The organism is Hyalangium minutum, assembly GCF_000737315.1.
Classification (GTDB): domain Bacteria; phylum Myxococcota; class Myxococcia; order Myxococcales; family Myxococcaceae; genus Hyalangium; species Hyalangium minutum.
On record NZ_JMCB01000003.1, the window covers coordinates 232,149 to 247,270 of the forward strand.

The window sequence follows — 15,122 nt, forward strand, 5'->3', positions numbered from 1 at the left end:
CCCGGCCTGGTGCCCGTGAAGCTGGAGCGTCCGGGCGAGGTGTCGGAGACGGTGGGGTACTTCTCCTATGATCTGCCCACGGGCACCACGGTGGATCTGCCCGGCTTCCCGCCGCGCGAGACGTCCGAGGTGGTGCTCTCGGGGGATCTGCTGTTCGCGGGAGTGCCCACCGCCGGGTACGAGGGGCTCGAGCTCTTCAACATCCGCGTGCCCGAGCACCCGGTCCGTCTGGGAGGCCTGCGCACGGAGGGCGCGGTGCGAGGCCTGGACGCGCGAGGAGCGCTGGCCCTGCTGGCCACGGATGCGTTCGGCCTGGTGGCGGTGGATGTGCAGGATACCGCCCGGCCCTTCACCGTCGGCCGGGGCGCCACTGCGGGGCTCGCCACGGGGATCCGGCTGGAGGGCAACGTGGCCCACGTCTCGGTGACCCAGATGGATGGGGGCGCCGGGTATGTGCAGACGTTCGATGTCTCGCAGCCCTCGCTGCCGCTGCTGAGCACCACTCCGCTCACGGAAGATGCGCTGGCGCTGGATCACGCTCCGGGGCGCTTCTACGCGCTGACCTCCAATGTGCGCACCGGGCAGCCGGATGGGCTGCGCCTCACGGTCTACACCCGCCAGGGCCAGCGCCTGGGCGGCGTGGTGGTGGATGCCACGCCGCGCTCCTACGCGGAGCTGGTGCGCAGCCGGCTCACTGTGCGCGGAGGCCGGGCCTACGTCACCCTGGGCTCTCGGCTTTACGTCTTCGACATGAGCGACGAGACCGCGCCGCAGGTGCTCCAGTCCACGGAACTGGGCGCTCCGGCGCGCGGGCTCACCTGGGCGGGCGGCTCGCTGCTGGTCTCCACCACGGGGAGCTCCACGCTGGTGACGGTGCCACCGACGGATCTGCTGGTCGTGGGCACCTCGCCCGTGAATGGCGCGCTGGCTTCTCCGCTCACCTCCATCCGCGTGGACATGAGCCTGCCCGTGCGCGAGGACACGGTGACGGCGGGGACCTTCGAGGTGGTGCAGGTGGGCTCGGCAGGCCCCGTGCCCGTGCCCGGCCATCGGGAAGTGGTGTTCGCCACGCGGGGCTCCTCGCTCGTCTTCACGCCGGAGGACCCGCTCGAGCCCGGCGCTCAGATTGAGGTGAAGGTGGAGGGGGTGCTGGGCTTTGACACCCGGCCGCTGGCGCACCCTGCGTCCTTCGCTTTCACGGTGGCGGGGGAAGATGCGCTGCAGCCCTGGGTGGAGCGGCTCGAACCCGCCTCGGGGCTCTTCACGGACTTCACCGCCACCACGGTGCGGGGCGCGGGCTTCCGCCAGGGCGTCACCGTGCGGATCGCCGGGCAGAACGCCACGGTGGTCTCCGTGCAGGAGGATCAGCTGGGGATCGTCGTCCCGCCGTCGCTCACGTCGGCAGGGCCGGCCTCGGTGGAGGTCATCGATCCGAGCGGCCTGTCCGCGGTGCGCCTGGGCGGCTTCCTCTACCGCGAGCCGCTGCGGCTGGCGCTGCTCTCGCCGGATCGCGCGCCGCAGCAGGGCGGAGTGGCCGTGGAGCTGCGAGGCACGGGCTTCATGCCCGGCCTGGTGGTGCGCTTTGGTGGCACCGGCTCCTTCCAGGTGGACGTGCCGTCCATGGAGCGGGCGGTGGCCGTGGCGCCTCCGCACGCGCAGGGGTTGGTGGATGTGGAGGCGGTGCTGGGCAGCCAGAGCGCCGTCAAGGCGCGCTCCTTTCTCTATGGCACGGGCGCGGTGTCTCGCCTGCCCACGCCCCCGGTGCGGGACGTGCGGGTGGAGGGCACGGTGGCCTATGTGGCGCTGGGCGGCGAGACGGAGATCGTCGGGCTCGACGCCGAGGGCCACCTCATCACCCTCGAGCAGCGGCGGAAGACGGACTCCGGTGGGCTCATGGTGGCCGATCTCAGCGAGCCCACGGTGGCGCGCGAGATCCGGCGAGTGAACGTGTCCGCGCAGGGGGGCGTGCGCCGCATGGCCAGGGCGGGCAACACCCTGTACCTGGCGGCGGGCTCCGCGGGGGTGGTGGCCGTGGACGTGAGCCAGCCCGCCAACGCGTCGGAGACCCTGAGGCTGTCCGTCCAGGGCGAGGCCGTGGACGTGGTGACGGCCGGCAGCCTGATCTTCGTGGCGGATGGGAGCGGCGTGCGGGTGTTCCGCACGGGTGAGACGGAGCAGCCCATGCTGGTGGCCCAGCGAGCGCTGCCGGGGGGCGCGAGCGCGCTGGCGTTGTATGGCGGGCTGTTGCTGGTCTCGAACGCGAGCGCAACGGACGCACGGCTCTATGTGCTGGACGCGCGGCGCGGGGATCTGGCTCCGCTGGCCCAGGAGGCGCATCTGCCGCTGTCGGCTCCGGCGCGGCACATCGCGGTCGAGGGCACGCGGGCCTTTGTCTCGCTGGGGCGCGCGGGGCAGGTGGCCATCGTCGAGCTGGCCGATCCCACGGCGCCCGCTCCCGCGGGCACGCTGGTGCTGAAGGACGAGCTGCACCAGGGGTGGACCTCCGCCGAGCAGACGCTGGTGGCCGGAGACGTGGTCTGGGTGGCGGGCGGAGGCGGCAAGGTGCAGCGCTTCGCGGCGCTGGTGGGGCAGCAGCCCCAGTGGCTGGAGACGGCTTCCGTGCTCGGAGACGCGAAGGCGCTGGCGCGCTCGGGCCGCTACCTCATGGCGGGCACGCTGCTGCTGGACGTGAACGGACGCCCGGTGGAGATGCCGCTGGCGGACACCCGGGATGCGGCGGGGACCCTGACGGGCGGGCTCGTCTCTGTGGCGCTGGATCACCTGGAGCTGAGGGGGACGGTGCCGGTGGCGGGCGCGGTGGTGCAGGTGGGCGTGGTGCCCGAGGTTCTGCTCTCCGCGCTGCCGGACATGGCCACGGCGGGGGCAGTGCGGCTGGAGGGCACGGATGGCGTCGAGGTGCGCGTGGCGCGCCAGGGCCGGGCGGACACGGAGGGAGGGCGGCTCGCGCTGATCCCGCAGTCGCCGCTGGCGGTGGGGACGGACTACGTGCTGCGCGTGGGCGGCACACTGGCGGATCTCGCGGGCCGGCCGCTCGGAACGGACGTGGGCGTGCGCTTCCGCACCGGCCCGATCGCATCTCCCGAGCAGCCGGTGATCACGGCGATGTCGCCTGTCACGGGCCTGGAGGCGGGCGGGGACACGGCCGTCCTCACGGGAGAGGGCTTCATGCCCGGCTGCCAGGTGTGGGTGGGGGACACGCTGGCCTCGGGGGTGACGGTGTCCTCGGATGGGGGCCGGATCACGCTCATCGTCCCGCCGGGGCCTGCGGGCGCGGCGGCGGTGCGGGTGCGCAACCCCAATGGACTCGAGGCGCTGCAGCTGGGGCTGTACCGCTACCTCGTGGCCCCCGAGCTGACGCAGGTGTCGCCGGCCCAGGCGCCCTTCAACAGCCGGCAGCGGGTGGTGCTGACGGGCAAGGGCTTCGCGGCGACCACGCAGGTGACGTTCGGCGGCAGGCCAGCGCTGCACCCGGTGATGGACTCGCAGGGCCGGATCTCGGTGGAGGTGCCGGACGATGTGACGGGCGTGGTGGAGGTGGCGGTGGCCACGCCGATGCCGGGAGGGGCGCTGGTCGCCCGGAGGCCGGACGGCTTCACCTATACGCTCAAGCCGCTGGGGGGCGTGGGCGGCAACACGGAGGCCCTGGCGGTGGCGGGGCGGGTGCTGCTGGCCGCGCGGGCGGGACGGCTCGTGGCGTTCGATCTCACGCGCCCCGGCGATCTGCCGGAGGTAGCCAATGTCCCCGGTGTGACGAGTGCGGGGGGCCTGGTGGTCTCGGGTGACGAAGCTTGGCTCGCGGGCCAGGGCGAGGTCGTGCGGTATGCCCTGGAGGGCTGCGGCGCGGGCCTCCCGGTGAGCTGCCCGCTCCAGGTGGTGGAGCGCATTCCGCTGGTGGCCTCGGGCGTGGCCAGCGTGGCGGCGGGGCAGGGGAGTGCATACGTGACGGTGGCGGGCGGCAGCGACGTGGTGCTGCTGGGCCGGGTGGACGGGGCCACGCGCGTGGTGGCCCAGGTGAACGTGGGGCCGGGCGTGGTGCGAGGCGTGGCCATGGCAGGCCCGGTGCTCGCGGTGCTGGTGCAGGGCTCGCAGTCGAGCCGGCTGGAGCTGCGCGACGTGGCGGATGGGTCGCTCACGCTGGTGGGTGAGGTGCCCGGGTTGTACTGGACCGTGAACCGGCTGGCCGCGGAGGGCACGCGCGTGGCGGTGGCCTCTGGAGCGGGCGTGCGCCTCTATGAGACGGCCGAGCCGGCCGTGCCCGTCGAGCTGGGCCGGTTTGAAGGCCAGGGCAGCGCGTACACCGTGGCGCTGTCGGGCCCGTGGGCGCTGGCCTCGGGAGACTTCGGGCTGGCGTGGCTGGACACGACGCAGGGGCTGAAGCGGCGCACCTCGGGCTCGACATATGGGTGGGCCGGGAACGTGGCCGTGGGGGCAGGGGTGGCGGTGGCGGCCTCGGCCTATGAGCTGAGAGCCTTCGAGCTGCCGTACCCCACGGTCACCGGCCAGGAGCCTTCGCCGGGAGGCGCACTGCCCAGGGAAGCGGCCGTGTCGGTGACGCTGGCGGATCGTCTGCCGCCCTCGGTGGTGCAGGGCACTGCGATGGAGCTGGTGGGCCCCGCGGGAGCCATCTCCGGCACGCGCACGGTGCAGGGCTCGGCGGTGCTGTTCCGGCCCTCGGCGGTGCTCACTCCCGGGGAGCGGGTGCAGGCGCGCGTCACGCTGGGCGCCACGCCCTATGTGGGCGGCACGGTCCTCGGGCCGTGGACGTGGTCCATCCTCCCGAGCGCGGAGGCTCCCTCCCTTCGAGTGGATGCGCTGGTGCCGGACCATGGAGACGTGTCGGGTGGCTACCCGGTGGTGCTGGCGGGCGCGGGCTTCGACGCGCAGACGCAGGTGTGGTTCGGCACGCGTGCGGCCACGGTGGTGCCGCCGGTGTCCACGGACGCGATCCATGTGCTGGCGCCGGCCTCTCCGGTGCCGGGCCCGGTCCGCGTCCGCGTGAGCCCGGGGGTGGCGGGGACGCCGGTGGATGTGCCCGGAGGCTTCGTCTACCTGGCGCCGCTGGCGATCTCGCGGGTGACACCTCCCCGGGTGGACCTGGGCGGAGGCGCGGTGACAGTGGAGGGCACGGGCTTCAACCGGAGCCTCACCGCGCGGCTGGGCGGGCTCGTGGCGCCGGTGAGTGACTTCACGCCCACGAGCTTCAAGCTGAGCGTTCCGGCCGGTCCTTCCGGGTGGCTCGCGCTCGAGGTGGCGCAGGCGGGCACGCCTCCGGTGACGCTGGCTCAGGCCGTGCTGCGCGCCGACGGCGTCGCGCCCACCGTCACCGCGTGGGAGCCGCTGGACACGGTGGGCACTGGGCAGGTGCCGCTCAACTCCATCTTCACGGTGCGCTTCAACGAGCCCATTGATCCCGCCACAGCCACCCACGTGCGGCTCGTGCGCCAGGGCGGCACGGTGCCAGAGTCCGGGACCCACACCGTCGCGCCGGATGGGCTGAGCGTTACGTTCACACCGGCGGCGGCGCTGCCCTCCACCACGGCGTTCACGCTCTCGGCGGCGGGGGTGGCGGATCTGTTCGGCAACGCGATCGCGAACACTGCCGCGGCCCGGAAGGACTTCCGCTCTCGCGACGTGGTTCCGCCCAACGTATACGTGCGGTTGGAGAGCAGCACCGAGCCCCTCGCGCCAGGGACTCTGCTCGCGGCGGAGGTGTCCTGGAGCTTCCGGGTGGTGGCCTCGGATGACAGCGGCCAGGTGAGCCTCCGCCAGCTCTGGGTGGACGGAGCGGCCGTGAGCGTGGATTGGGACGGGAAGGCCACCTACCGCTGGCCCGCGATCATGAGCTCGAGGCCCTCGACGCTGAAGGTGCGCGCCGAGGACAGCGCGGGAAACGGTACCGAGTCCGAGGTGACGGTGCAGGTGGTGGAGGACATGCCGCCCACGGTGGCGATCACCCAGCCCTCCACGCCAGTGGTGCAGGTGGAGCAGGGCGTGTCGCTCACCGTGGCGCTGGCCGCGAGCGACAACCATGGTGTCTCGGCGGTGGAGCTGCGGCTGGACGGGGTGCCGATCAAGCGCGCGAGCAGCCTGACGGGCACGAACGCCACGCTCTCCCATGTGCTGTACCTGCCCACGCAGGGCACCTACCAGCTCACGGCGCTCGCGATGGATGATCGGGGCCAGCTCACCAGCTCCGAGAGCGTGAGCGTGCAGGTGCTCCCGGACACGACGCCGCCGCAGTTGGCGTGGGTGTTGCCCATGGCAGGGACCAAGCTCATCGGCGGCGGGCGCTACCCGTTGCAGGTGTCCGCCACGGACCTGAACGGAGTGGCCGAGGTGTCGTTCCGCATCGATGGCCAGCTCGTGGCGACGCGGACGGCCCCGCCCTGGTCGATGGACTGGGACGCGCCAGCGGTGACGTCCGCGGGGACCCGCCTGCTCGAGGCTCGCGCGCGAGATGCGCAGGGCAACGAGGCCGGAGCCAGCCAGACGGTGACGGTGGCGCCGCCCTCGACTTCACGGCCCACGATCGTGCTCGATGGGTTTTCTACTTCTTACGGCTACCCCGAAGGGACGGCGGTCACGGTCCGAGCGCGTGTGACGTCGGAGATCCCGCTCCAGAGCGTGCGCCTGTCGCTGGGAGCGGAGACGGTGACGCTCACCCAACCGCCCTGGCAGCTCACGTTCGTGGCACCGCGAGTTCCGCCGCCCTCGCAACTGGTGAGGCTCCGCGGCACCGCGGTGGATCTCCTGGGGCGCGAGAGCTTCCCTGTGGAGTACGACGTCACCGTCCAGGACGACGGGCGGCAGCCCGTGCTCGCGCTGGACATGAACCCGCAGGGCCCTTCGCTGCTGGGCGGTTCCACGCTCCAGGTGGGGGGCCTGGATGGCGGCGTCCTGACAGGCACGGTGGTCCGCGTGAGCGAGGTGCTCCAGCCCGCCGAGACGGACGGGGGCTACACCCTGCCCTTCGAGCCAGAGGCGGCGCCTGTGCGCGTGTCCGCGCGAATGGATGCGTGGGACGGCGGCATGGTGACGCTGGAGCGGCAGGGCACGCTGACGGCCTTTGCCAACGGTGCCACGGTCTCGGTCGCGGCCGCGGACGAGCCCGTGCTGGATCTGGCCACCTCCGGGCCATGGGAGTGGGTGGCCCGCGATCAGAGCGGTGGGCACACGCGCCTCGAGCTCCGGGATGCGGCCACTCAGGCCCTCACGGCCGAGCGCTCGCTGGACGGGACCGCGGTGGCCGTGGCCTTTGAGCGGGGCCGGGCCGTGGTGGCGCTGCGCACCGGAGGGCGCGGCCGGGTCGACATGATGTCCGTGCCTGCCCTGGAGACGGTCGGCTCGTTCTCCGTGCGCAGAATCCCCCGCGCACTGGAGACCACTTCCTTCGGTCTGGCGATCGGGACGGACGAGGGCCTCGAGCTGTGGAGCAGCGGGGGCATGCTCGCCTCGCGACTGCCCCTCGGGGACGTGCTCGGGGTGTCCGCCGAGGGTGATCGCCTCGCGGTGCTGACGAACAGCACCTTGTATGAAGTGGATGCGAGCGTGCCGCATGCTCCGGCGCTCGTGGCCTCCGTGCCTGTGGCAGGAGCCACAGGGGTGGTGGCGCTCGCGGATGCCCGCAGGTGCGTGGTGGGAGCCACGGCGCGGTGCTTCCGCGTGGAGGGAACCGCCTTGACGCTCCAGGGTGAAGCGCGGCTGCCGGACACGGCGATCGCCGCCGACGGTCCGGGGCCGTGGCTCCTGGCGGGCACGGCCAGCGGTCTGTCCGTGGTGGATGCGCGGGGAGCTCCCTCGATGGCGGGGTACTACCCGGCACTGGCGGGGCGGGTGGCTGCAGGGGACGGCCGCATCGTCGCGGCGGCGCCGGGCCGCAGCTCCCTCCTGAAGCTGCGGCGGAGCGTGGGAGCGCCCACGGTTCACCTGGAGCTTCCTCCCTCGGCGGCTCCTGGCGCGCGGGTGCCCGTGGTGGCCAGCGTGGAGGGGCTCTCGGACCCTCGGGATGGCTACACGGCGGAGCTGCGTGTGCGCGGCACGGCTGTCCAGGTGCTCAAGGGGCGGCTGCCGCAGTCCGTGGATCTGCCGCGTGACGGCACGGCGGCGCAGGTGGCCCTGCGGGTGGTGGATCTCGCGGGCCATGAGGCGCTCGCGCAAGGAACCGTGGCGCTCGTGGATGATGGGGCGGGCCCGGCGCTGGCGGCGCTGCAGGCGCGGGCGGAGGTGCCCTCGGGCGCCTTCTTCTCGCTGGCGGCGGTCCCGGCGGATCCCGCGCGGGTGGCCTCTGTCGAGTACTCCGTGGACAGCACGGTGCTGGGACGCGCGGATGCTCCGGCGCTGGCTTGGCGGCTGCGGGCTCCCACGGTGTCCACGGACACGGCCTTCACGGTGAGCGCGGTGGCATTGGACGCGCAGGGCCGCCGGGGCGCGCCGGTGCAGGCCTCGGTCTGGGTGCGGGCAGGAACGGGGGCGGCACTGCCCACGGTGTCCCTGGCGCGCGTGGGCACCGGGTCGATCCAGGAAGGCACGGAGGTGAGGGTCCGGGCCACGCTCACGCCGTCGGTCCCCGTGGCCGAGGTGCGCTTCAAGATGGACGGAGAGGAGCAGCAACGCCTGATGCTTCCCCCGTATGAGGCGGTGCTGCGGATGCCGGTGGGAACGGGCTCGCGCGGCGTCACAGTGGAGGCGGTGGCGGTGGATGACCAGGGCCGCGAGTCGGCCGCCGCGCTCCTACCGCTCACGGTGGTGGATGACCTGACGCCTCCGGTGGTGGCCCTCGAGGTGGATCCCTCGGGAGAGGTGCTGACAGCTGGGAGCCGTGTGCGAGCCACCGCGATCGCGTCCGATGGAGGAGCGCTCGAGTCCTGGTCCGTCCGGGCGCTGTTGGCGAACGTGGAACTGGCCAGCGGAGGTGGCCGGCTGGACTTCACCGTGCCCGCGAGCACTCCGGCCGGGACCTTGGTGGAGATCGTCGCCACGGCGCGGGATGTGGCGGGCAACGTGGCGACGAGCCGGGTGACGAAGACGGTGCTGGCCCCCGTCCTGCCCGACGGCGGCGTCGTGGTTGCCGGGGACTTCGTGGGAGCGGACCGCCTGACCCTGCGCGGGGACTTCGTCTATGCGACGACCCCGAGAGGACTGGCCGTGGGGCGGGTGCGGTGGGGAGAGACGCCCACGATCGAGCCGGTGAGCTTCCTCGCCACGGACGTCGCGCCTTCCTCGTTGGCGGTCCAGGGCCCGTGGGCGGTGCTGGTGCTGCCAGGGAGAGGGCTGTCGATCGTCAACATCGCGGATCCGGCGCAGCCCCGGGTGCGCGGCACGCTCGCGGGCACCTTCACCAAGGCCCTGGCAGGGGATGGGCTCTATGTGCAGGGGAACTCCCTTTTCGAACTCGATCTGGAGGTGCCCTCCACTCCCGTGCTGAGGAACATGGCGGTATCGGCAACGGCGGTGGACGGCACGGCCGACGGGGTCGTCTTCAACTCCTACTCCTACCTCATGGTCCGCGCGCGGCTGACCAGCGGCCTCAGTGGCTACCTGTCGCTCCTGTGGCCCGTGGGAGTGCCTCAGACGGCTCGCTGGAACGATGGGAAGCTGCTGGTCGGGACGGATCGCTCTCTCGCCGTGCTCGTCCGCAGTGGGGACAGCCTCGGCGTGGCCCAGGAGGTACCGCTGCCCGCGGGGGTTCGCGCCATGGCCGTGGCGGATGGCCGGGTCTGGCTCGCCTGCACGGACGGCAAGCTGAGATGGGTGGACGTCCGCAACCCCACGGCTGCCCAGGTCATCGCCCAGGAGGCGCTCCCGGCCCGTGCGCTCGAGGTCTCCGGAGGGTTGATGCTCGCCACGACGGCGCAGGGGATCTTCGTGCGCCGGCTTCCGAACCTGGGCGCGGCGGGCAGTGCTCTGAGTACCCCGGTGGGAGGTCTGACCCTGGATGACGCGCCTCGGGCGGTGACGTCGTTCCGGCGGGGCGTATTGGTGGCGGCAGGGCTCGCCGGCGTGCAGCGGATCGTCCTGGACGATCCTTCCCACCCCAGCCGCGTCTCCCAGTCCGTGGCGGGGTTGGCCCTGAAGCAAGTCGAGCGCACGGGCGAGCAGGTCTTCACCCTGAATGGCACGACGCTCTCGATCCACGTGGAGCAGTGGGATGGAAGCCTGGTGAGGGATGGCGGTGCCTCGGATCGGCTGGCGGCGCTCGGCAGCGTGGAGCGCTTCGCCGTCTCGCCGAGGAGGCTGTGGGCGGTGTCGGGAGGCACGGTGTCCTCGATGGGGCTGCCCTCGGTGGATCAGAAGGTGTCCCTGCTGCTGGGCTCCGCCACGCTGGACGTGGCGGGAGACGAGACGCGTGCCGTGGTGGCCCTGGGCCGCGCGGGCGCGGCGGTGGTGCTGGTAGATGGCGCGGGGACGCTGAGGCTGGGCGCGATGATTCCGGAGGTCCACACGGACGCGGTGGCGGTGGACGGCGACCTCGCGCTGCTGGGAGGCCCCTCGGGCTTGGCGGTGGTGGATCTCAGCGCTGCGAGCGGGCCCGTGCGCCGGGCCTCGCTGCCCACGGCGGGAGCGGTGCGCCGTGTGAGGCTGGAGGGGCGGCTGGCCCTGGTGAGCGAGGGCTCGGCGGGAGTCGAGCTGTGGAATGTCTCCCAGCCCGCCGCGCCGGTGCTCCTGGGCAAGCTGTCCACGCCGCGCGCCGAGGACGCGGTGGTGGCCGCGGGGCACATCGTCGTCGCGGACAGTGTGGCGGGCGTAAAGGTCTTCTCCCTCCCCGCGGCTGGGGTGAACCCGGTGGTTCGGGTGGTGCCGGACGCGTCCAGCGTGGAGGCGGGGTCCTGGCTGGAGGTCTCGGCGCGGGTGTCGGGCGTGCAGGTGGATACGGCCGAGCTGCTCGTGGAGGGGCAGGTGCTCAGCCGGATGGACGAGCGGGCGGCGGTGGGCCGCTACCTCGTGCCAAAGCAAGCGGTGGTCGGCCGAGAGCTGGCGGTGCAGGTCCGGGCGCGCACCGCCTCCGGAGCCGAGACACTGTCGGCTCCGGTCTTCGTGAGGGTGTCAGCGCCCACGAACCTGCCGGAGATCGTCCTCTACCCGAACTCGCCCAACTCCGGCTGGTCGTACTACTCCGCGAGCAGCATCTCCGTGTCCGCGGTCTACGGGGGGGCCCTGGCCCCCGTCTCGGCGCGGGTCCGCTGGGCGGGACAGGACCTGGGAGCGCTGACGGTCATGGACACCTCCATCCATGGGGAGCTGCGCATGCCGGTGGTGGGAGCGGACACGACGGGGACGCTGGAGTTCGTGCTCGTCGATGCGGCGGGGCGGATCAAGACGGCCTCCGTCCCGTCCATCAGGGTGCTGGCTCCCCAGGATCCGCTCCCCCAATCCGTCTACGGGCTGCCCTCCCGCCTGTACTCGGCGCCCTATGACAACGCCTTCACGGCTCAGGCCTACTGCTACACTTGGTGCAACGTGCGCGTGGAGCGCAATGGCGTCACCATCGCGAGCACCCTGAGTACCTCCCCGTACACCGGGTGGCGAAGCCTGCCAGTCTCGCTGGTGCTTCCGGGAGAGACCACTGGAACGCAGCAGACGCTGACGATCGTGGCCGAGGACTCGGCAGGCCGTCAGGTCCGGCAGGAGCAGCGCTACACCGTGCTCCGGGATGATCTGGTCCCGTCGGTGTCCCTCTACGCGCCGTACTCCGCTTCCGAGGGCGCGACTGTCTCCGTCTCCGCCTACGCCTCGTTCCCACCGGGGCATCAGATCCGGTCGCTGCGGTTGTTGGCCAATGGGGTCGAGATCGCCTCCGTGGTGGGCCCCACGCTATCGGGCGTGCCCTATACGTTCCCCAGTGTCAGCGTCACCTCGACCGTCCGCTTCGAGGCGATTGCCACCGATCACCTGGGGCGCGAGGGACGCGCGGAGCAACTCGCCCAGGTTCTTCCAGACGCGCCGCCCAGCGCATCTATGTATGCGTCCCCAACGCCTGTGCAGGGCTACCCGATCTACGCGTGCATCAATGCCGCGGATGACGTGAGGCTCACGGCCGTGACCTTCAAGGCGGGAGAGGAGACGTTGTGGAGCTGCACGAGCGGCTGCTCGGCCTACTTCTCCACGTCCTTCTCCAAGTGCGTCCAGAGCGCGTCTCGCTACACAGGGAGCGAGATCGTCCTGAGCGCGGAGCTCACCGACAGCGTCGGCCATACTGTCACGGAGACGCGGCCCTACGCGGTGGCGCAGAACCAGCCGCCGACGGTGACGCTAACGTCCAAGAGCTATCTGGTGGCCGGACAGGGGGGGACCCCTGTGTACGCGAGTGCCTATGATGAGGCCCACATGCAGTCGCTCAAGGTGCGGGTGGGCGACACCCTGATCGCGCAGAGCACCTCCTCCTACTATGCCCAGAGTGGTCTCTCCTGGAGCGGTTCCTACACGCCCAGCTCTCCGGAGTCGTTCGTTCTCGAGGCGGTGGCGGAGGATGGGGCGGGCCTACAGACCGTCCTGCGCAAGCAGGTGCCTGTCTTGCCCGCGGGGTCGGGGCAGAGCTGTGAGAAGCCCGTCCCGATCGGCATGGACCTCACGCTGAGGCCGCCTCAGGTGCAGCTGCAGAGCACGTTCTACTCGCGGTGTGGGACCTTCTATACGGGCTCGTGGCACACCCTGCCGTTCGACGGGCCCGTCGAGGAGATCTCCTTGAGGGCCTATTCCGACTCTTGGTACTGGCCAACCCTCATCGTGAAGGACGGCTGTGACGCCTCGGCGGCGCAGTTCTGTCCATATTCCTCGTCGTCTTCCGATGTCTCCACGCGCGCCACCTCGCTCTCCTCCCAGGCGCGTGTCTTCCTCTCTCAGGTCACAGGGGACGTTTATGTCTCCTTCGCCCGGCTGGGCATGGGCGCCCGGTGCATCCCGGGCTCTACCTCCGTGGTCTGCTCCAACAGCGTCTGCCGTGAGCAGAGCAGTGGTGAGTACCGATGCGCTCCCGAGGCCTGCAGGGATGGCCTGGACAATGACGGCGATGGGCGCGTGGACTTCCCAGCGGAGCCGGGCTGCACGTCCGCGACGGACGACGACGAGACAGACCCCGTGCCGCTCCCCACCTGCGCCAACGGGGTGGACGAGGATGAGGATGGGGCCATGGACTGGCCGGCGGAGACGGACTGCCCCTCTGCCTCCAGCAACGGGGAGCACCCGACCTCCTGCCAGGTGACGCCGCTGACCCTGCTGGGCTCCCGCATGCGGATCGACTTCTCTCAGGCCTCGAATCTGGACGATCTGGTGTGCAGCACCTCCGGCTCGGGGCCAGACCAGGTCGTGAGGGTGGAGGTGCCAGGCCAGGCCTCGCTCTCTGGATCGCTGATGGAGCCGTACGGGTACCCAAAGACGCTGGCGCTCCGAAAGAGCTGCACGGACGGAGGAGCGTTCCTCGCCTGTGCTCCGGCGGAGTGGCAATCGGTTTGGGATGATGGACGTTGGGTATCTCAGTCTGTGGCCATGACGAGCGCGGAGGTGGGGCCCGGCTCCTACCTGTTCGTGGCGGACTCCTCGCTGCCCACCGGGTACGGCGCACCCTTGTTCCAGGTCCAAGGGCAACTCGCGGCGGACCAGCCCTGTGATCCGGCGCAGCCCTGGTTCGCCTGTCAGCAGGGACAGCGCTGCCTACCCTCGGTGGACGGTTACCAGTGCCAGGACGCCGCATGCGCCAGCGCGCAGGACGAAGATAGCGATGGGTGGAGCGGCTATCCCCAGGATCCGGGCTGTACGTCGCCGGATGATCAGGACGAGTCGGACCCCGAGACTGCACCTGCCTGCTCCAACGGTGCGGACGACGACGGCGACGGGCGTACGGACTGGCCAGCCGATCCGGGCTGCAGCTCCGCCTCGGGGAACACCGAGTCGGGAGATGGCGAGCGGTGCGAGGCACCTGCGGAAGTGACTGCATCCACCACGGTGGTGGACTTCTCGGAGGCGGCCTCGGACGAGACGCTGCTCTGTGATGCCCGGCCTGTCGGCGACAAGGTGTTGAGCGTCCGGATGCCAGGGGCTGGCACCATGGTGCTCACTTCCAGCCCGGAGATCTCAGCGCTGGCGCTTCGTCCGGCCTGCGCGGAGGAGCATGCGGACGTGAGATGCCTCTCGACCTTGACGGCGCCCTTGTACACCAAGGTGCCGTTGGAGGCAGGGGCCTATTCGATCGTGCTCAAGGGGACAGGGACCGCGACGCTTCGAGTCTCGGGCTTCTTGAATCACGGCGCTGGCTGCGATCCCGCGATGCCTTGGTTCAAGTGCGTGGCTCCGGCGTCCTGTACCATGGGCCCCACGGGCGCCACCTGCGTCGCTCCGGTGTGCTCGAACGGGCTGGATGACGATGGCGATGGCAAAGTGGATTTCCCGTCGGATCCAGGGTGCAGCTCGATGTGGGATATGGATGAGTCGGATCCTCCGGCGACTCCCGCCTGCCGTGACGGTGTGGACAACGATGGAGACGGGCTCACGGACTGGCCCGTCGATCCAGGCTGCGAGATCCGGGACGATCTGGATGAGGCCGATCTCTCCACGCCTCCTCAATGCTCCAACGGTGTGGACGACGACGGTGACGGCCTGATCGACTACGGCTCCGATCCGGAGTGCTCCAGTGCGGGCTCGGACAGCGAGGGTCTCTTCCAGGGCGTGCTGGCACAGCACCTGTCCTCGCAGACGTCCGGCTATTTGCCCTTCACCGCCACCAGCCGGCTCCCGCTGATGACCTGCTTCGAGTCCAACCGGGAGCTCAAGAAGGTCTTCCAGTTCGTGGCGCCCAATACGGGGCGGTACATCATTCCTCCCAGCTGGCCCTCGGGCAGAGTGCGGTTCTCCGTCGACGTGGTCGGGCCCGACCGGGGACAGATCATCTGTGCCAACGACTCCGCGCAGCTGTCGCTAAGACAGGGGGACGAGATCATCGTCACTGTCGGAGGGGATGACACCTATGGTGGGAATGGCACCGGCGGGGTGATGCAGATCCACTTCATGTACTCTGAACCGCAGCAGATCGTCTCCCCATGGCTCCCACCCCCTGAGCTCGATTGGCAGTGGACGGGCGTCATCCCATGAGGCCCTCAAGCGGAATAGGC

General features: G+C 71.2%; 1 protein-coding gene (only partly in view). It reads left to right on the forward strand.

The features are described 5' to 3' along the window. On the forward strand, positions 1 to 15,102 hold the 3' end of the coding sequence (locus DB31_RS07595) for an Ig-like domain-containing protein (RefSeq protein ID WP_157231869.1). 16,365 nt of this gene lie to the left of the window's left edge; the window shows 15,102 of its 31,467 coding nt (coding positions 16,366–31,467); its start codon lies off the left edge, out of view; the stop codon is at positions 15,100 to 15,102. The last annotated feature ends 20 nt before the right edge of the window (positions 15,103 to 15,122 follow it).